This is a genomic window from Bradyrhizobium sp. JYMT SZCCT0180 (assembly GCF_018130165.1).
GTDB lineage: Bacteria > Pseudomonadota > Alphaproteobacteria > Rhizobiales > Xanthobacteraceae > Bradyrhizobium.
Genome location: NZ_JAFCLZ010000006.1, coordinates 34,462 through 50,516 on the forward strand (window position 1 = coordinate 34,462; position 16,055 = coordinate 50,516).

The following is a 16,055-nucleotide window of genomic DNA, read 5'->3' on the forward strand; positions in this document are numbered from 1 at the left end:
GGTCGTCGTCCCTTGTTATGACGCAGCTTTCAGTTTCGGTGCGGCGCCAGGCTTCGGCCTGCCGATCTTCGCCAGGGCTTCGGTGCGCACCAGCTTCAGGCCTTCCTTGGCGTCGTAGCCGTGGATTTCCTTCACATCGAGCTTGCGCATGAAGTCGATGGTTTCCTGGGTAATGACCTGGCCCGGCACCATGATCGGGAAGCCCGGCGGATACGGGATCACGAAACTGGCGGAGACGAGATCGGGACCCGCCTTCAGGCGCCGGTCGATCTCGGCGTCGCCGAGGCGGATGTATTCGCAGCCTGGAGCGTCATACGCCGCATAGAAGCCGCTGCGGATGTCGCCCTCGTTTGTCTTGGCGCCCGCATCGCCGCGGAAGCTCGGATGGAAATGCGAGAAGTTCGGCAAGTCGGGCACATCGGTCATCAGGCTCTTCACCCGCGCCTCGAACGTCTTCTTCGCATTGGCGCCGCCCTGCGTCAGGCCGCGGTCCACTTCACCGGCGATCTCCGCGAGCACCCGCACGAGGTGAGCCACGTCGCTGCGCGTGTTGTTGATGTTGGACTGAAGCAGAACCGAGTTGCGGGACGTCTTGTTGATCTGGATGTTGTACTCGCTCGCCAGAATGCCCTTGAATTGCGTCCCGTCGAATCCAGCCATGCCACAGACCAGGGTCATGCGGGTCGGATCGAGGCAGAACTCGTCGTCATCCAGGCTCTTCAGGGCGGTTGCCCAGTTCGCGCTCGGGTCCAGATAGTCTTTGAAGCCGCTTTGCCGGTATTGCGCAGGCACCATGGCGTCCGCACCCAGAATCCGGAAATATTTCGAGATCAGCGGATTGGTGTTGACCGCCCGGCGAATGGCGACCGCGATCTCGATCGCATTGGCCACGAGCCCATAGCCCTCGAGCTCCATCTGGCGTCTCGAGACGTCGAGGCTTGCGATGAGCTGCTGGTTTGGACTGGTCGAAGCATGCGTGAATACCGCCTCCTTGAATTGCTGCTCGACGGTGTGGAATTCGACGTCCTTGACCGACAGCATCGAGCCCTGCCGGATCGCCGACATCGACTTGTGCGTCGAATTGGTCTGGTAGACGCGTAGCCGGATCTGCCGCGGGTCGGGGATCAGCCGGGTCTTGAGCAGCACTTCGTTCGACGGATTCTTGCCAAGTTCGGACTGCTGCTTTTCATAAGCCGCAACCGATTTCGGGTCGTGCATCCACGCCTCGATCTCGTTGGCGGCCCCCAGTCCGGTGCGCCGCCTCAGGAACGGCGAAAACCGCGCGAAGCCGAACCAGGCCTCATCCCACAGGAAGATCAGGTCGGGCTTGATCGCGAGACATTCCTCCATCACCCGGCGGGTATTGTAGATATGGCCGTCGAAGGTGCAGTTGGTCAGATCAAGCATCTTGACCCGATCGAGCCGGCCGTCGGCCTTGGCATTCAGCAGCGCGTGCTTGATGGTGTTCAGCGGCACCGCGCCATACATCGAATATTCCGTCATCGGGAACGCCTCGACATAGAGCGGCTGCGCGCCTGCCAGAACCATGCCGTAGTGGTGCGATTTGTGGCAGTTGCGATCGACGATCGCAATGTCGCCCGGCGCGAGCAGCGCCTGAACGGCCATCTTGTTCGACGTCGAGGTGCCGTTGGTCACGAAGAAGACGCGATCCGCGCCGAGCGCGCGGGCCGCCTTGTCCTGCGCCTTCTTGATGTTGCCGGTCGGCTCCAGCAGGCTATCGAGACCGCCCGTGGTCGCACTGCTCTCGGCCAGGAACAGGTTCAGGCCATAGAACTCGCCCATATCCCGGATCCAGTCCGATCTGAAGACGGACTTGCCGCGCGCGATCGGCAACGCATGGAACGTCCCGATCGGGCGCTGCGCATATTTCTTGAGATTGTCGAAGAACGGGGTGTCGAAGCGATCCTGGATTCCTTCCAGAATCGACAGATGGAGCTCCAGAAGCTCCTCGATCGAATAGAAGATCCGCCGGAACACGTTGGCGTCGGGGCTTCCAGCCATCTGCTCGACATCTCGATTGGACATCAGATACAGGTCAAGCTCGGGTCGCACCTGGTTGATGATATGGGCGAGCCGCAGCGCTGATGCATCCGACTCTTCGTTGAGGCCGATGGCAGTCATCATGGGGCGGAGCACGGACGCGTCATGGCGCGAGCGAAGGGCAAAGCCTTCATTGATGACGACGGACGCGATGTTGGGATTCAGCATCACGGCGCAGAAGGCGTCTTCCAGGCTGCCGACGATGACCGGCTCATAGATGAACGCATCGACTGAACGACGCAGCTTGCGCCATTCGGTCGCAAGCGCCGGCCAGTCGCTGGTTGAAAGACCGGTGACGATCAATGTTTCGAAATAGGGACGGCGGCCGGCTTGCTGCACGAATGCCGTCGGCACCAGGTCGGGATCCTCGCCGTTGCCGTCATCTTTCAGGCTCCAGTCGCTGGCGTGCTGACGGAACGACCTCGTCGTCAGGGCCTGCATGATCCGTGTCGCCAAGGCGAGCGAGGCCGCCGCGTCTCCGGCCGAAGCGGCTTCCCGCAACGTCGCCATCAGTCGCAGGCCGGGATAACCGTGAAACTCCTCCGTCACCGACAGAACGGCCAGCGCGGCATCGTAGTTCGCTCGATCCCCGCCTCGAGCCCACACCTTGGCGCCTTCGACCAGATCACGCCAGTCGTCCGCCCGTCCACCGGGCCCGGAAAGGAACTGATCGATGCGCTTCTGTGCGGGCTTGGTGTCCTTCGACATACTCTTCTCCCGATCCTTGCAGGGGTGATGGCTCTTGGGAACGTGCCCGGCCTGCCCGTCCACTCCCTTGATCCAAGTCAAGGGTCGGACGCTCACGGACTCTTCAAGCAGCCACGAATGCCGCGTGTCGCAACGCGATGGGCGGGTCAGGTTGTGACTTTGGTATCAGCACCGCCTCGCCTGGATCGGTGCCCAGCCGCCCGCTCTTTACGGTGCAGTCGGCCGCTCCAACGGGAAATCGGTTCGTTCCCCGGCCTTGCTCTCTTCCAGCACGCTGTCGAGCGTCCGGAGCCATGCGCCGCTGTCCGTTTTGTCCGCCAACCCTTCCGCCCTTAACAGATCGCGCAGCTGCGCATGAGCGCCGACGATGCAGAACGTCACATGACGCGATGCCAGCTCGTCATGGAGGTCAAGCAACATGCGCGCCCCGGCGAGATCGATGTAGGGGGACGCCGAGAGATCGCAGGCAACCAGCCTGACGTCAGGCGATTTTCGGAACGCCGTCACAACCGTATCCAGTATCGTCTCGGCATTGATGTAGAGCAGCGAGGCTTCAGGCCGGAAAGCGATAACACCGACCAGCGGCTCCACGCCTTCGTGCCTGGCGCTGTCGGAATAGCGGCCGGTCCCGGGAAGCCGCCCGAGAAACGCGATGTTGGGCCGCGACGCACGGGCAAGCAGCAGGAAGATGGATGCAAGGGCGGCAAGCAGCACACCTTGCAGGATTCCGAGCAGCAGCACGGAGACCAGCGCGGTCGCCGCGGCGTAGAAGTCGATCCTGCTGACCCTCCACATCCAGATCAGCGCGCGGACGTCGACCAGCTTGTAAACGGCAACCAGGACAATGCCGGCCAACACTGCTTTGGGAAGATTGGTCAACAATCCCGTAAAGAACAGCAGGCAAAGCGCAAGGGCAAACGAGCAAACCACCAGTGCCAGCGGCGTGCGCGCTCCTCCCGAGTCGTTGACGGCGGATTGCGACAACCCGCCGGCGACGGGATAGCCATGGCCAAACGCGACTGCGAGGTTAGCGGCGCCCAGGCCCAGGAATTCCTGCCGCACATCAAGGCTGTATCCATGCTTCGCTGCAAAACTCCGGGCCGCCGAAACACCTTCTATGTAGGCCAGCAGCAGACACCCGGCCGCTAATGGAAATAGCTCCTGGAATTCGAGCATCCCGAAAGTCGGCACCTGGAAAGCCGGCAGTCCTTCCGGAATGCTGCCGGTAACTTGTATGCCCAGCGACGGAAGACCGAACAAGGTTGCCAGGAAAATTGACAGTGCCACCACGGTCAATCCGACCGGCCTGCCCGGCAGAAACCGGCCGCCGAGGAGCAAGAACAGGATTGCAGCAACCCCAATTGCCAATACGAGCAGATTGCTGTCGCCGAGTTGACTTGCAAGCCGGATGGCCCGGTCGAAGAAGTTGTGGCCTCCGCCCGCTACGCCGAACAGGCTCGGCAACTGACTCATGATGATTGTCAGTCCGGCCCCTGCCTTGAAGCCGACAAGGATACTGTCGCTGACCAGGCGGACGAGAATGCTGAGTTTGAAAAGCCAGGCAATCAGGCAAAGCAGCGCCACAGCGCAGGCTGCAAGGCTGGCGATCTGCGCGAATCGAACCGCGTCGCCCCCAGCCAGGGACCCAACGGTGCCGGCAATCATCAGCGAGATCGCGGAGGTCGGGCCGACCGCGAGCTGGCGCGACGAACCGAGCAAAGCATAGCCGATGCCTCCGAGCATATAGCCGTAAATGCCGACCTGCGGCGGCAACCCGGCCAGGCCTGCATAGGCCAGCGATACCGGGATCGCATAGGCGGCGAGCGTCACACCGGCAATCGCATCGTGGCGCAGCCAGGACGGCTGATACTCGGCAAGCCAGATCGACGGAGGAAAAATCCGTATCCAGCCCGTTCGCTGAGACGAGCATGGTTTCATGGACGCTCCTCGTTGGGGCGAATCTCGCAGCGAAGCAAAACGATCAGCAGTGCGACTACCGGCAAGCCAAGCGCGAGGTCCGGGATGAACTTCGTTGCATAGGCGCCGACCGCCGCCCCTACGCCAAAGGCGACGCACAGCGCGGCGAAGATACCCGGGCGGCGAAGCGAGCCAAATTGTCCGGACACCACGGCGAACAGTCCCTCAATCGCCTGGCGAAGATTGCCCGTTATCATCACCGAGCTGTAGATCACGCCTTCGACCTTGGTGAAGATCGCGGCTTGCATGGCGGCAACGAACGAAATGCCAAGCGTGCCCGCCAGATCCGGCAAGCGATTGTGCAGGATGCCGACCGTGATAAGCATCACAATCTCGATAAGCGTGCTGATCGCACTGGCACGCTCTCCTGTCGCGCTGCGCAGAAATGTGGCCATCACGATCCCCACCGCGAATGCCAGCATCGGAGGAACAAAGTGAAGCGCCCGCGCCCATTCGCCCGTGGTGCCATAAACCCAGAGCAGGACGAGGTTCGCCGTCTGCGCGTTGGCCATCACGCCGTGGATGATCCACGTATAGGCGTCGAGATAGCCGCCGGCGAAGGCAAGCAGCAGCGCGACCTGCACCGTTTCGTCGCGGCGTATCGGCGGACTTGCGGCGATATCCATTGAAGTCATGTCAATACGCGGGCTTGTCGCGGGTCCGGCTCTGCTCGATAGGCAACGCCTCAACCCCGACGGGGCTTGATCTGGATCAAGCCTTCAGGGAGTTCCCGGCAATCAACTCGGTACGCAATCGAACCGTGTGCCCGGGAATGCGAGAATGGCCAGTGTCAGCGGGATCACCGTCCCGGAAAGCTCTCTGCTGCCGGCGGAGACTCGCGTTCTTCTCCTTGCGCGTACCGACGTCGGCCATCTGAACCTTCGTTGGTTGAGCATTTGCTTCAGGTGCTACATCGAGGGAGACGCGCCATGAGTCAGCAAAGCTTACGTAGCCTGATCGCCGCGCTATTGCTGCTATTCGCTACCCTGATCACGCCGTCGCACGCCGAAGATCAGGCCGCCGCATCCCGTCCAATCCAGGAAGAGGTCTGGGCGCTGCCGCTGCCGCTCCCGATGTTCGCCTATGTGGTGCGGCCGGTCGGTGACGGGCCGTTCCCGCTTGCGATCATGAACCACGGCGTCTCAATGACTGCGACCGGCCGCAGCTTTTTCCCGCTTGTGGAATTTCGCGACGCCGCCAAGTGGTTTGCCCAACGCGGCTATCTCGTGGTGGCCCCCGTCGGCACCGGATACGGCGCGGCCGCCATCGACATCCCCGAGCATGGGCTCTACGGCCCGTTCTTCTCGAAAGTCGGAAAGTGCAGCAATCCCAACTTCCACGCTCCCGGCCTTGCGGTCGCTCAAGTCGACCTCTGGATCATCGACTATATGGCGGCCGAGAAACGCACCCTGCCCAAGGACGTCATCATCGTCGGGCAGTCCGCCGGCGGCTGGGCCTCGATCGCGCTTTCAAGCCTGAACCCGCCCCAGGTCAAGGCAATCATCACCTTTGCCGCGGGCCGAGGCGGCCGCGTCGACGGCAAGCCGAACAACAATTGCGCGCCCGACAAACTGGTCGAAGCAACCGGCGAGTTCGGCCGCACATCGCGGGTGCCGATGCTGTGGATCTATATCGAGAACGATACCTTCTTTGGCCCCGCCCTGTCGAAACGCATGCACGAGGCCTTTAGCGCGGCAGGCGGCAAGGCCGAATACCATTTGGTACCGCCGTTCGGTGGTGATGGACATTTCTTTATTGGGTCTGCCGACGCCATCCCGATCTGGTCCCCGATCGTGTCGAAATTTCTGAATGAACAAAGGTAGGGAACGGCCATAGCCTGGAGGAGCATCAATGACGAGCTCACATCGCGCCGAATCGCGGTTCAATTATGCGAAGCCCTGCTTTAGACTGCTTGTTCTGGCGGCGGTCGCGAGCACCGCGTTCGGCCAGTCAGCCGTATCACAACAATCATCGACGACCGCGCCGGCGGGGACCGAAATCGCGCCCCGTGGGCAGCGCGAAGTCAAGGATCTCACCTATAGTGACTGGAAGAAGCTCTGCTTCAGGCCCGGCGGCGCGAAAATGATCTGCCGGACCTCGATCACCGGAACGTTCCCGACCGGTCAAATGGCGGTCCGCGTCGATATCATCGAGCGTGAAGGCGACGCCACGGCGCGGCTGCAGGTGTTCTGCCCCGTGGGCATGTATCTGCCGAAGCCGGCCACGCTTACGATCGACCAGGGCAAGCCTCATGATGTGCCCTATACCTGGTGCCTCACCAATGCCTGCATCGCAGGCGCCGCGGCAGACCCGAAGATGGTCCAGGAAATGAGTTCAGGGCAAATGCTGCGGCTGGAATTCGTTGATTCAGGCCTGCTGTCGGTCTCGACGTCGCTCCCGCTCGGCCAGTTCGCGTCCATCCACAAAGGTGCGCCGGCGCAGACGTTCGAACAGGACATCGATGAATGAGACAAGTTTGCCTAAGCGGCAGCGCTTACTTTTTGGATGGGCTCGATGAGCGAAGATGCGGTAAACGGCTTGATCAGGTATGCGATGCAGCCCGACCCTATTGCCGCTGCGCGGTTCGCCTCACTATCGTTTCCGGTGATGTAAATAACTGGCAGGACGCACCCATTGTCGGCGAGGTAACGCCGCAACGCGATGCCGGATTCCCCCTTCAGGTCGATATCCAGGACAATACAAAATGCTGCGCCGAAATCCGCGTAACTGAGCAGCTCCGCACCAGACTCGAAGAGGATTGCGTTGAAGCCGTGCTTGCTCAGCAACCGCTTCATGCCCTCGCGCATTGAAGAATCATCATCAACCACGAAAATTGACTTGCGGATCGACACAGTGCTCGGCCTTCAGGTTTCATACAATTCAAAACCATTCGGCGACCGCGCCAAGTATACGGAAGTATGAGTAAGCCGCGCGAGCGCCACTGGGGCATCCCTAGTTAGACATCCGCCCGCAAACTTTCATATTGTCCTCATGTGCAAGGTGGTCGGAACGGGATCCAGCGGTACCCCAATCTGCCTATTTGCCGGAGTTGGTGTCCGGAAGCAGCACGCCCATCCGCACCGCCCTCGAAACCAATTCCGCAAGCGAATGCGCTTGCAGCTTTTCCATCACCTGATGGCGGTGCGCTTTCACGGTGCGTTCGGTCGTTCCGAGATCGTTGGCAATCTGCTTGTTCATCTTGCCGCGCACGATCAAATCGAACACCTGTCGCTCGCGCGGAGTCAGTGTTGCAACGAGGGCGAGAAAGGAATCGAGGTCAGTCTGTTGGCTGCGGGCCAGGTCGCAACGAGCCAAAGCACGCTCGATTGCGCCAATCATTTGTTCTGACGGTATCGGCTTGGTCAGAAAATCCTCAGCCCCCGCCTTGATGGCTCGCACGGTCGTCGGGATATCGGAATGTCCGGTGACGAACACGATGGGCAGGATCGATCCGAGTTCGACGAGACGATTTTGCAGCTCAAGACCGCTCACCCCCGGCATCTGTACATCGAGCAGGATACATCCCGGTATTTCTGCGCTGCCCGGCAGGCAATCCAACAAATGCTGCGCCGATGAGTGGGTTTCTACTAGATAGCCCGCATGCCTCAGGCGCCGTTCGATCGCCGTTCGAAACGAGGCGTCGTCATCGACCACGTGAACAAGGCCAGGCATTTCCCCTCCTAGCCGCCGAACCAAACCCGGCGATCCGAACGGGTTCAAGCAACTTCGCAATCAATGTGCAAATGCCCCCTAGCGGACATATGGTTTGGCGCGGCAATGTGCGCGTCTCAATGGCAGCAACATACTGCCGGTTGTCCTTTGGTACAATGAACATTGGGACAATAGTTTCAGGTAGGGCTTTCGTCCAAGGTGAACTGCGGTCGAAAACGAAGGGCAATGCCCGCATTCTCTGCGACGAACTGCTTCACCCAAACGTGGCACCACGTAGCGCCCAGTACAGGAGTTGGCCCATGTTTGTGCGGATCACGGCCGATTCGGCGTCCCGTCCCAACACGCTCGATGCGCTCGGCATGGAGAGCTATTCAAATCCGCTCGTTAGTTTAAGCGAATTCAATTACAAAAAAGGGACCGAAATATTCGGAGAGAAAGAGCCTGCGGAATACGTCTATCAGGTGAAAGCCGGTGCGGTGCGGAGCTACAAGTTGCTTTCGGACGGCCGTCGCCAGATCGGCGCGTTTCACCTTGTGGGCGACATCTTTGGACTCGAGAACGGAAGCGAACACCGGTTTACCGCGGAGGCGATCGTGAACACCACGGTTCGCCTGATCAAGCGGCGCAGCCTTGAGATCGTGGCCGAGAGCGATGCGATGGTCTCGCGCAACCTGCTCAGCATGACCACGAGCAACCTGCAGCATGCCGAGGACCATATGCTGTTGCTCGGCCGCAAGACTTCGCTGGAGCGGGTCGCCGCCTTCCTGATCGAGATGGATCGACGGCTTACGGCGGCGGGCGTCATGCCGCTACCGATGTCGCGCCGCGACATTGCAGATTATCTCGGCCTGACGCTCGAAACGGTCTCGCGTGCGCTGTCGCGGCTGCATGAGCTCGGCATCATCGGCTTCATCGGCACCAATCAGCGCCAGATCGTGCTTATGGACCGCCAGGAGCTGGCCAATCTCGACCTGCAGCACTGAACCCCGGTGCGCCGGTTGAGGCGAGATGCTCGTGCGTCTTGCGCAGCACCTCGAACAGGACGGCGGTCGACCAGCCGAACATCAGGATGCCGTTCATCGCGGTCATCGGTCCGCTCAGCCGCCACGCCTGCACGGGCGTGATGTCACCGTAGCCGAGCGTGGTATAATTGACGAAAGAAAAATAAAGCAGATCGCTGCCGGCAGGCGCTGCACCGACGATCGCGTAGGCCAGCGCCCAAACAAAGATCTCCAGCGTGTGCGCCACCATCAGGGCCACCGCAGTCGCGACCATCACGGCCATCAGGTGCACTCTCGGCCACCTCATGTGCCGCTGCCCGGCGGCGCGGGCAATGCCGGCCGCGCCGACGGTCACCAGCGCATGGATCATGATGTTGAGCACGCTGACGACGAAGCCTACCAGCAATTCAAGCGCCATCGCCGTCTCTTGGATCGGCAGAGGCGCGACCCATCCTCTGATTACAGTGCAGCCGATCTCAGCTCTTCGGCGTGAATGCGCTGGTCGCCGCCTTCATGGCGGATTCACCCATGCTCCTGGCCTGCTCGGTCAGCGCCCGCATCTGGTCCTGGTAGAACTCGGACTGGATCTTGAAAGCGTCCTGCGCATCCTTGGCTTGAATCAGCCTATCGCCGAGATCGAATGTCGCAGTCACATTACGCTGCACCTGACTGCAGAACTGCTTGACCTGATCGGAAGCCGGCAGCTGCGAAGCGCCCTTCTCGAGCAATTCAAAATACTCCACCATGGCCTTTCGAATGCGGCCGTTGGCTTCGGAAAGCATCGCGCGAACGCTGTCAGCGGAGGGATTGATATCGGCCATGACACTGCTCCTTGTGAGAGAACGGACTAAACCTTATCGCGCAAGCCGCCAAACCAGGCGCCGAAATAGCCGGCGTAGAGCGCAGGCAATTCGAGATTCATCGAATGCCCGATGCCGGGCACAACCACCAGGCGGCAATCCGGCATTGCAGCCGCCATCGTCCGAAGGTCGCTTGTTGGAATCCAGCCGTCCCACTCGCCCCACAGCACCAGATGCGGATGTCGGATCTCGGGCATTCGGCGCTCCAGCTCGCCGCTTTCCCGTTCGTGGGTGAGATTGACGGGGGTCCCGATCCAGATTCCTTCGGAGACGCCAAAGGTCTGCTCCAGGATCCGTTCGAACAGCGCTTCGATCTCTCCAAGTCCAACGCGGAAGCGCGGGACGGTGTTCGGCGCAAGGCTATCCGGCACGAACAGCGAGGCCGCCGCAGTCGCCATGATTTCCCGGGTCAACTTCCTGCTCGCCATCATCGAACGGAAGAGACCGATCTGATCGGCATTGAACGCCATGCCGAGCGGCGTAACCGGATCGAGGGCGAACACCCGTCCGAACCGCTGCGGCTGCATCAGCAGCATCCGCGCGGCGATGATGCCGCCGGTCGAATGGGTCGCCAAATGACAGAAATTGATGTCGAGCGCATCGAGTGCAGCCAGCATGTCCTGCGCATGCTGCTGCATCGAGTAGTTGGAATAGCCCACCGCAGGCTTCGGGCGGTCGCTTTCGCCGCAGCCGCGCCAGTCGATCCCGATCACACGCAGGCCGCTGGGAAATAAAGGCGCGGCCAGTTCGATCCAGTCCTTGCTGGCGAGATTGCCGTGGATGAAGACGACGGTAACGTCGCCTCCACCCCACTCTCGCCAGCCCAGCTGGACCTCGCCTGCCCGTACCCGCGCCATGACAGCTCTATTTGTTCAGGCCGGCCGTCGGGTTCGGCCCGCTCGGCGTCGGTGCCTCCGGCATCGCCGAAGCGACTACGCCGTTGATCACGCGGTCGATCTCGACCGGCGAACTGGTGTCGAGATAGCCCGTGGATACGAAGTCGGTGACGTCGGCCGAAAACTCCACCGGATTGTCGGTATGGATGAAATGTCCGGTGTCCGGATAGATCTTCAGGATCGGGCGGTTATTGGCGCCCGTCATCCGTGTCATGAACGGCGTGATGATGTCGCGGCCAAGGTCTTTCAGCCCATTGAATGCCGTGCCGGGGATAAAGGGCTCCTTGTCGCCGAAGGCCAGGAAGATCGGCGCCTTGATCTCCGTCAGGCGGCGATAGAGGTTCTTGGGATCATCCTGCTGCAACTCCGACACCATGCCGTAGATGTCGAAGATGTACACATTGGTCCACTGCTCCAGCTCCTTCGGGTTGCCCCTGGTCAGGCCGACACGCTGTTCGGTGTGCAGCCGCGCATACTGGCTGTCGTTCATGAAGTAGCCGCTCTTGCTGCGTCCGACCACGCCGGTGACCGGATCGCGCTTCTTGAAGTAGAAGAACTCGCGAATGTTCTGCTCCGGCCGGGCCATTTCGCTCGCAAGTACCTGGGTCGGCCCCCAGACGTCCTTCCACTTGTCGAAGTCCCGCGCCAGGGAGGCGTCGAACAACTTCGCGGTCTTGCCGGGCGCGATCGTGACCTCGCGCGGATATTCCTCGAGCCCCGCTGGCGCCTCGAGGATCAGGCTCTGCACTGCGTCCGGATAGGTCAGCGCGTAACCCATGATGAGCTGGCCGCCAAGCGAGTGGCCGAGATAGGCGGCTTTGCCGACCTTGAGCTGGTTGACCACCAGGTCGTGGACGACCTCACGCATGTCCTGCATGGTTCGCGCCGGGCTCTTGTCGATATTGCCCGGACCGGACATGCCGTAATGCGGCAGATCGGGCGCAATCACGCGCAGGCCGCTACGCAGCGCATACTGCATGATGTTGCCGTAATGGCCGGCGAACGCGCCCTTGCCGTGGACGATAACGAGAACCTTCGGATCCTTGTCGGTGCCGCTGTACTCGTCCATGTAGCCGATCTGCCAGGACGTGCCGCGGCTGTCCTTTGCGGTGGCGTACTTGACCGGGTAGGGGTAGGTCACAAAATCCTTCCAGAACGACTTCTTCGGATCGATGTCCGACGCAACGCCGGGTACGCGGTAGTTCTTGTCGGCGAACTGCTGCGCCCTGTCGAGGCTCGCCACGTCATCCATGAACGAGACGAATTTCGGATCATTCTTTCGGCGGTTGATGATCGAGAACACGCCGTAGTGCGCGACCGGGCTCTCTTCGGCGATCAGGTCGGCACCCGGGATGCGGTCGACCGCCTTTTCCGCGAGCTTGAAGTTGAGCCAAAGGTCGTTGGTGATGTGCATCACCATGGTCCGCGCCTGGATGCGGCCGAGTTGGTCATTGATGTTGTGAAGCTCTCCGACGCGGTTGCGCCAGACCAGATCGACCGCGTCGTACATCTTGGACCGGTTGATCACGTTCAATCCGGCCTTCTCGTTCGGAGGATTCCAGTAGAAGATTTCCGGCTGCACGGAGGTGAAGGCCTGCGAGGTCCGGTATTCGAAGTCATACCCGGTCAAGCCGAGAACCGACCAGCCGAACGCCATGCCCATCAGCGGGTGCTTTTCCTTCGGCATCTTGTAGTAATCGCCCTTGGTCTGCTGCCAGACCGGATCGGACTCGATCGCGGCTGTCATCAGCTGGAAGGTCCAGTTGCCGACGGGATCGCCGGCGTCCGATTGCGTGGTGCCGCCAATCGGCATGATGGCGCCGACATATTGCGGGTGCATCACGCCCCAGACGTAGGTCTGGGTGCCGCCCATCGAGACACCGGCGGCCAGCGCCACCTTCACCACCTTCAGATGGTCGCGCAGCATGCGATAATTCGCCTGCACCATGTCGAAATAGGTGTATTGCGGAAACTTGATCCCCAGCCCGTCGGACGGTTTGCTGGCGCCCCAGGTGCCGAGCGGGTCGACCATCACGACATAATAGCGATCGGTATCGATCGGTCGGCCCGGCCCGATGATCGGCGTGGTCCCGGAGAGCGCGGCGCCCTTCACCCACTGTTCGTACATGTCGGTGGAGTCGCCGGAATAATAGGAGCTGATGACGACCGCATTGGTGATCTCGCCCGCGGTGTTGCGGCGCGGCGTGCCGATCGCGATGTAGGCGGTACGCAGCTTGCCGCCGCCGAGCGATTCCAGCGTTACGCCGCCCTCGCCGCCGTTTTCCCATTTCGAGGGATTGGCAAGGTCGTATTTGCCGCCGAGCTTGAAGTCGCTGATCTCGTAATATTTCTTCAACCCATCGTGCTGCACTTGCGACGAACGCCGCGTAAAAGGCTGTGCGACAGCGAGCGAGGTACCGACCAGAAGCAATAGCAGGCTGATGAAGCATCTGCGCAAAGCTTGTTTCCCGATCATGGCTCATTCCTCCCAATCAGTCCTTGCTGGGAAGCTAGGTGCGGTGGCCGCGCGTTCCTTGATTTAACTCAAGGGAATTGAGACGCGGCGGGTAACCCTGCCAGCACAAACTCGCACCGGGTCGCAGCGATGCCCTTCCTCCGCCACGGATCGTATCGAATCCGCTACGAGCTCGACGGCCCCGCCAACGCCCCCGCCTATGTTCTGGTGAATGGGCTCACGCAATATGCCGAGCTGTGGGCAGCCTATCGCGACGCGCTGGTCGCGAGGCGATTTCGCGTCGCAACATTCGACCTCCTCGGCCAGGGTACTTCAGACAAGCCGGCCCTGTTCATCAGCCAGAATGACCAGGTCGCGGCCCTTGCTCTCCTGATCGGCGAGCTCGGCGACGGTCCTGTCTTTCTCAGCGGCATCAGCTTCGGTGGCCTGATCGCGCTACGCTATGCCATTACGCATGGCAAGCGGCTCTCCGGACTGGTGCCGATGAGCTGCTTTGCAGAACTCTCGCCGCAGCTTCTTCTGCTCGGCAACGCCATGCGCACCGGGCTGATCCTCGGCGGCACCAGCTATCTTCAGGATCTTCTGCTGCCGATGAACCTGTCGGACCAATGGTTGAAGCCGCTGCTGGACAAGCTCGACAGCGTCAAGCGACAGGGTTGGCTGGTCAACGACGTCTACGCCCTGCAGAACCTGATGGAATCCTTCCTCGATTTCGAGCCGTTGACGCCGCAGCTTGCTTCAATCGCGGTGCCGACCATGATCCTGAACGGTGAGTTCGACTTTCTGACGCCACGCGCCCTGCACGAAACCCTGCGCGTCCACATTCCCAACAGCTCGCTCGTGATCATACCTCGCGCCTATCACGCCTTCACCCTGGAGAAGCCGGCGCTTACGGCAGATCTGCTCGCGCGTTTTGCCGAGGACGTCCTTGCCGGCCGTTGGCACGGCAACAAGGCCGTGTGGATCGCCCCCGAGGAAGCAGGTGGCGTGCTTGAGCCGTTTCCGCCCGGTTACGATCATCTGCGCGCGATCCCTACGCCGAGGCCGACATCATGAGCGGGTTCTTCGGACCACTCGACCCCGGCGGCCGTGTGCCGCCGCGTCAGCAGACGCGGGTCGCGACGTTCCTGATCTGCGCTCACGGCGCATTGGCGAGGCAGTTCGCGTTTAGCCTGCCGACGAAACTCGAGTCCGCGTGGCAAACCGAATTGAATGCGCAGCTCTATCGCGAGACCGAAATCATTTCGCTGCTGCTGCGCGCGACCTCGTGGGTGCCGGACCTGGCCGTGGGTTACATGGCGGCGGCCTGGGAGACGGCATGGCTTCCGGCGCCGATCGAAGGGATCTCGGACCGTACGTTGGCGGCAGCGACCGGCCTTGCGACGCTCGCGCATGCCGTGCATGCCGGCATTCGGCCGGCCGCCCTGCTCCCGGTGGAAGCCAACGCCGACGATCCCTTCGTGATGGCGCTGCGCCGCATCGAATTCGAAAGCAGCCGCCTGCTGCAGGCGCAGATCGTCTTCCTGAAGGGTGTCGAGCTCGCACCGTTTCGCGACACCGTGAGCGCAGCCCTTGAACGGCGTCATGCCGAGATTGGCAAGCTATGGGCGGAAGCGCTCGAAAGCGTCGGTATCACCATCCACCGCGCGGAATAGCGGAAAGCCTTGATGCAGATCAAAGGAGCGCTGGCGGCCGTCATCAACATCACCGTTGCGTCCGCCCTTTCATGGATCGCTTGCTGATCGGAGTTTCATCATGAGGGCCGTTTCCGTTGAAGAAGCCGTTGCGATGATCCCCCCCGGCGCAAGCATCATGGTTGGCGGATTCATGGGTGTCGGAACGCCGGAACGCCTGCTCGACGAAGTCGTCAGACAGAACAAGACCGACCTTGAGGTGATCAGCAACGACGCAGCCGTCCCCGGGAAAGGCGTTGGCAAACTGTTCGATGCGATGCTCGTATCGCGCCTCACCGCGACCCATATCGGTCTCAACCCGAAGGCGCAGCAGCAGATGCTGGCCAAGCAGGTCGCCATCGACCTCGTACCCCAGGGGACCTTTGTCGAGCGCATTCGTGCCGGTGGTTGCGGCCTCGGAGGTGTGCTCACGCCGACCGGCGTCGGCACGCTGGTTGCCGAAGGCAAACGCCAGATCGAGGTCGCCGGAACGACGTTTCTGCTCGAAACCGCGCTGCGCGCAAAGTTCGCCCTGGTTCACGCTTTCCTGGCGGACTACCTCGGCAACCTCACCTACGCGCTGACGGCACGCAACTTCAATCCCATCATGGCGATGGCCGCCGACACCGTGATCGTGACGGCAGAACACATCGTGCCCGTTGGCGTCATCGCACCCGACCACGTCGTGACCCCGGCGCCGCTCGTCGACTACCTCATTACGAACGGGTGAA

Annotated in this window: 15 protein-coding genes; 6 read left to right on the forward strand and 9 right to left on the reverse strand. The window is 61.4% G+C overall.

Features of this window, described 5'->3' with window-relative positions; genetic code table 11:
• Positions 1–15: 15 nt before the first annotated feature.
• From JQ641_RS10305 to JQ641_RS10315, 3 genes are all read right to left on the reverse strand, one after another.
• Complete coding sequence (locus JQ641_RS10305) at positions 16–2,769, reverse strand: aminotransferase class I/II-fold pyridoxal phosphate-dependent enzyme (protein ID WP_211995862.1); 2,754 nt, start codon at positions 2,767–2,769, stop codon at positions 16–18.
• A gap of 207 nt (positions 2,770–2,976) precedes the next feature.
• On the reverse strand, positions 2,977–4,707 hold the full coding sequence (locus tag JQ641_RS10310) for a SulP family inorganic anion transporter (protein WP_211995863.1): 1,731 nt from the start codon (positions 4,705–4,707) through the stop codon (positions 2,977–2,979).
• Positions 4,704–5,381 carry a YoaK family protein gene (locus tag JQ641_RS10315; protein WP_211996113.1) on the reverse strand — a complete coding sequence of 226 codons (678 nt, stop codon included), beginning with the start codon at positions 5,379–5,381 and terminating at the stop codon, positions 4,704–4,706. The genes JQ641_RS10310 and JQ641_RS10315 overlap by 4 nt, the downstream gene beginning before the upstream one ends.
• Positions 5,382–5,675: 294 nt before the next feature.
• On the opposite strand from JQ641_RS10315, the gene JQ641_RS10320 reads away from it, so the two are divergent.
• Positions 5,676–6,569 carry a dienelactone hydrolase family protein gene (locus tag JQ641_RS10320; RefSeq protein WP_211995864.1) on the forward strand — a complete coding sequence of 298 codons (894 nt, stop codon included), beginning with the start codon at positions 5,676–5,678 and terminating at the stop codon, positions 6,567–6,569.
• Positions 6,570–6,597: 28 nt separating this feature from the next.
• On the forward strand, positions 6,598–7,215 hold the full coding sequence (locus tag JQ641_RS10325; RefSeq protein WP_211995865.1) for an invasion associated locus B family protein: 618 nt from the start codon (positions 6,598–6,600) through the stop codon (positions 7,213–7,215).
• Between the two features lie 11 nt (positions 7,216–7,226).
• Here the strand turns inward: JQ641_RS10325 and JQ641_RS10330 are convergent, their stop codons facing one another.
• Together JQ641_RS10330 and JQ641_RS10335 are read right to left on the reverse strand one after the other, a co-directional pair.
• Entirely contained in the window at positions 7,227–7,598 is a 372-nt protein-coding gene (locus JQ641_RS10330) for a response regulator transcription factor (protein ID WP_211995866.1), read from the reverse strand.
• Positions 7,599–7,782: 184 nt separating this feature from the next.
• Positions 7,783–8,418 carry a response regulator transcription factor gene (locus JQ641_RS10335; RefSeq protein ID WP_211995867.1) on the reverse strand — a complete coding sequence of 212 codons (636 nt, stop codon included), beginning with the start codon at positions 8,416–8,418 and terminating at the stop codon, positions 7,783–7,785.
• Positions 8,419–8,717: 299 nt separating this feature from the next.
• Here JQ641_RS10335 and JQ641_RS10340 point away from each other — a divergent pair, with 299 nt between their 5' ends.
• Positions 8,718–9,401 (forward strand): helix-turn-helix domain-containing protein, encoded by a 684-nt coding sequence (locus JQ641_RS10340; RefSeq protein ID WP_211995868.1) that lies wholly within the window; start codon positions 8,718–8,720, stop codon positions 9,399–9,401.
• Here JQ641_RS10340 and JQ641_RS10345 read toward each other — a convergent pair.
• From JQ641_RS10345 to JQ641_RS10360, 4 genes are read right to left on the reverse strand one after another with little or no spacing between them, the layout of a single operon-like run.
• Positions 9,358–9,837: a potassium channel family protein gene (locus JQ641_RS10345; RefSeq protein ID WP_211995869.1), complete on the reverse strand. Its 480-nt coding sequence runs from the start codon at positions 9,835–9,837 to the stop codon at positions 9,358–9,360. The genes JQ641_RS10340 and JQ641_RS10345 overlap by 44 nt on opposite strands.
• Before the next feature lie 58 nt (positions 9,838–9,895).
• Positions 9,896–10,240 carry a phasin family protein gene (locus tag JQ641_RS10350; RefSeq protein ID WP_211995870.1) on the reverse strand — a complete coding sequence of 115 codons (345 nt, stop codon included), beginning with the start codon at positions 10,238–10,240 and terminating at the stop codon, positions 9,896–9,898.
• Positions 10,241–10,266: 26 nt separating this feature from the next.
• Entirely contained in the window at positions 10,267–11,136 is an 870-nt protein-coding gene (locus JQ641_RS10355; protein WP_211995871.1) for an alpha/beta fold hydrolase, read from the reverse strand.
• A gap of 7 nt (positions 11,137–11,143) precedes the next feature.
• Entirely contained in the window at positions 11,144–13,651 is a 2,508-nt protein-coding gene (locus JQ641_RS10360; protein WP_211995872.1) for an alpha/beta hydrolase, read from the reverse strand.
• A gap of 129 nt (positions 13,652–13,780) precedes the next feature.
• On the opposite strand from JQ641_RS10360, the gene JQ641_RS10365 reads away from it, so the two are divergent.
• The 3 genes from JQ641_RS10365 to JQ641_RS10375 all read left to right on the forward strand — a co-directional run bounded on the left by JQ641_RS10365 (position 13,781) and on the right by JQ641_RS10375 (position 16,054).
• Entirely contained in the window at positions 13,781–14,707 is a 927-nt protein-coding gene (locus JQ641_RS10365) for an alpha/beta fold hydrolase (RefSeq protein WP_211995873.1), read from the forward strand.
• Complete coding sequence (locus tag JQ641_RS10370; RefSeq protein ID WP_211995874.1) at positions 14,704–15,306, forward strand: hypothetical protein; 603 nt, start codon at positions 14,704–14,706, stop codon at positions 15,304–15,306. Before JQ641_RS10365 ends, JQ641_RS10370 begins: the two co-directional genes overlap by 4 nt.
• Positions 15,307–15,406: 100 nt before the next feature.
• Positions 15,407–16,054, forward strand: a complete 648-nt coding sequence (locus tag JQ641_RS10375) for a CoA transferase subunit A (RefSeq protein WP_211995875.1) — start codon at positions 15,407–15,409, stop codon at positions 16,052–16,054.
• The last annotated feature ends 1 nt before the right edge of the window (position 16,055 follow it).

What these genes read in the sequence shown, in the direction of transcription:
- JQ641_RS10305 (WP_211995862.1), bottom strand. Translation starts at nt 2,769, where the DNA reads ATGTCGAAGGACACCAAGCCCGCACAGAAGCGCATCGATCAGTTCCTT.
- JQ641_RS10325 (WP_211995865.1), top strand. Translation starts at nt 6,598, where the DNA reads ATGACGAGCTCACATCGCGCCGAATCGCGGTTCAATTATGCGAAGCCC.
- JQ641_RS10355 (WP_211995871.1), bottom strand. Translation starts at nt 11,136, where the DNA reads ATGGCGCGGGTACGGGCAGGCGAGGTCCAGCTGGGCTGGCGAGAGTGG.
- JQ641_RS10365 (WP_211995873.1), top strand. Translation starts at nt 13,781, where the DNA reads ATGCCCTTCCTCCGCCACGGATCGTATCGAATCCGCTACGAGCTCGAC.
- JQ641_RS10375 (WP_211995875.1), top strand. Translation starts at nt 15,407, where the DNA reads ATGAGGGCCGTTTCCGTTGAAGAAGCCGTTGCGATGATCCCCCCCGGC.
- JQ641_RS10320 (WP_211995864.1), top strand. Translation starts at nt 5,676, where the DNA reads ATGAGTCAGCAAAGCTTACGTAGCCTGATCGCCGCGCTATTGCTGCTA.
- JQ641_RS10345 (WP_211995869.1), bottom strand. Translation starts at nt 9,837, where the DNA reads ATGGCGCTTGAATTGCTGGTAGGCTTCGTCGTCAGCGTGCTCAACATC.
- JQ641_RS10370 (WP_211995874.1), top strand. Translation starts at nt 14,704, where the DNA reads ATGAGCGGGTTCTTCGGACCACTCGACCCCGGCGGCCGTGTGCCGCCG.
- JQ641_RS10340 (WP_211995868.1), top strand. Translation starts at nt 8,718, where the DNA reads ATGTTTGTGCGGATCACGGCCGATTCGGCGTCCCGTCCCAACACGCTC.
- JQ641_RS10315 (WP_211996113.1), bottom strand. Translation starts at nt 5,381, where the DNA reads ATGACTTCAATGGATATCGCCGCAAGTCCGCCGATACGCCGCGACGAA.
- JQ641_RS10335 (WP_211995867.1), bottom strand. Translation starts at nt 8,418, where the DNA reads ATGCCTGGCCTTGTTCACGTGGTCGATGACGACGCCTCGTTTCGAACG.
- JQ641_RS10360 (WP_211995872.1), bottom strand. Translation starts at nt 13,651, where the DNA reads ATGATCGGGAAACAAGCTTTGCGCAGATGCTTCATCAGCCTGCTATTG.
- JQ641_RS10350 (WP_211995870.1), bottom strand. Translation starts at nt 10,240, where the DNA reads ATGGCCGATATCAATCCCTCCGCTGACAGCGTTCGCGCGATGCTTTCC.
- JQ641_RS10310 (WP_211995863.1), bottom strand. Translation starts at nt 4,707, where the DNA reads ATGAAACCATGCTCGTCTCAGCGAACGGGCTGGATACGGATTTTTCCT.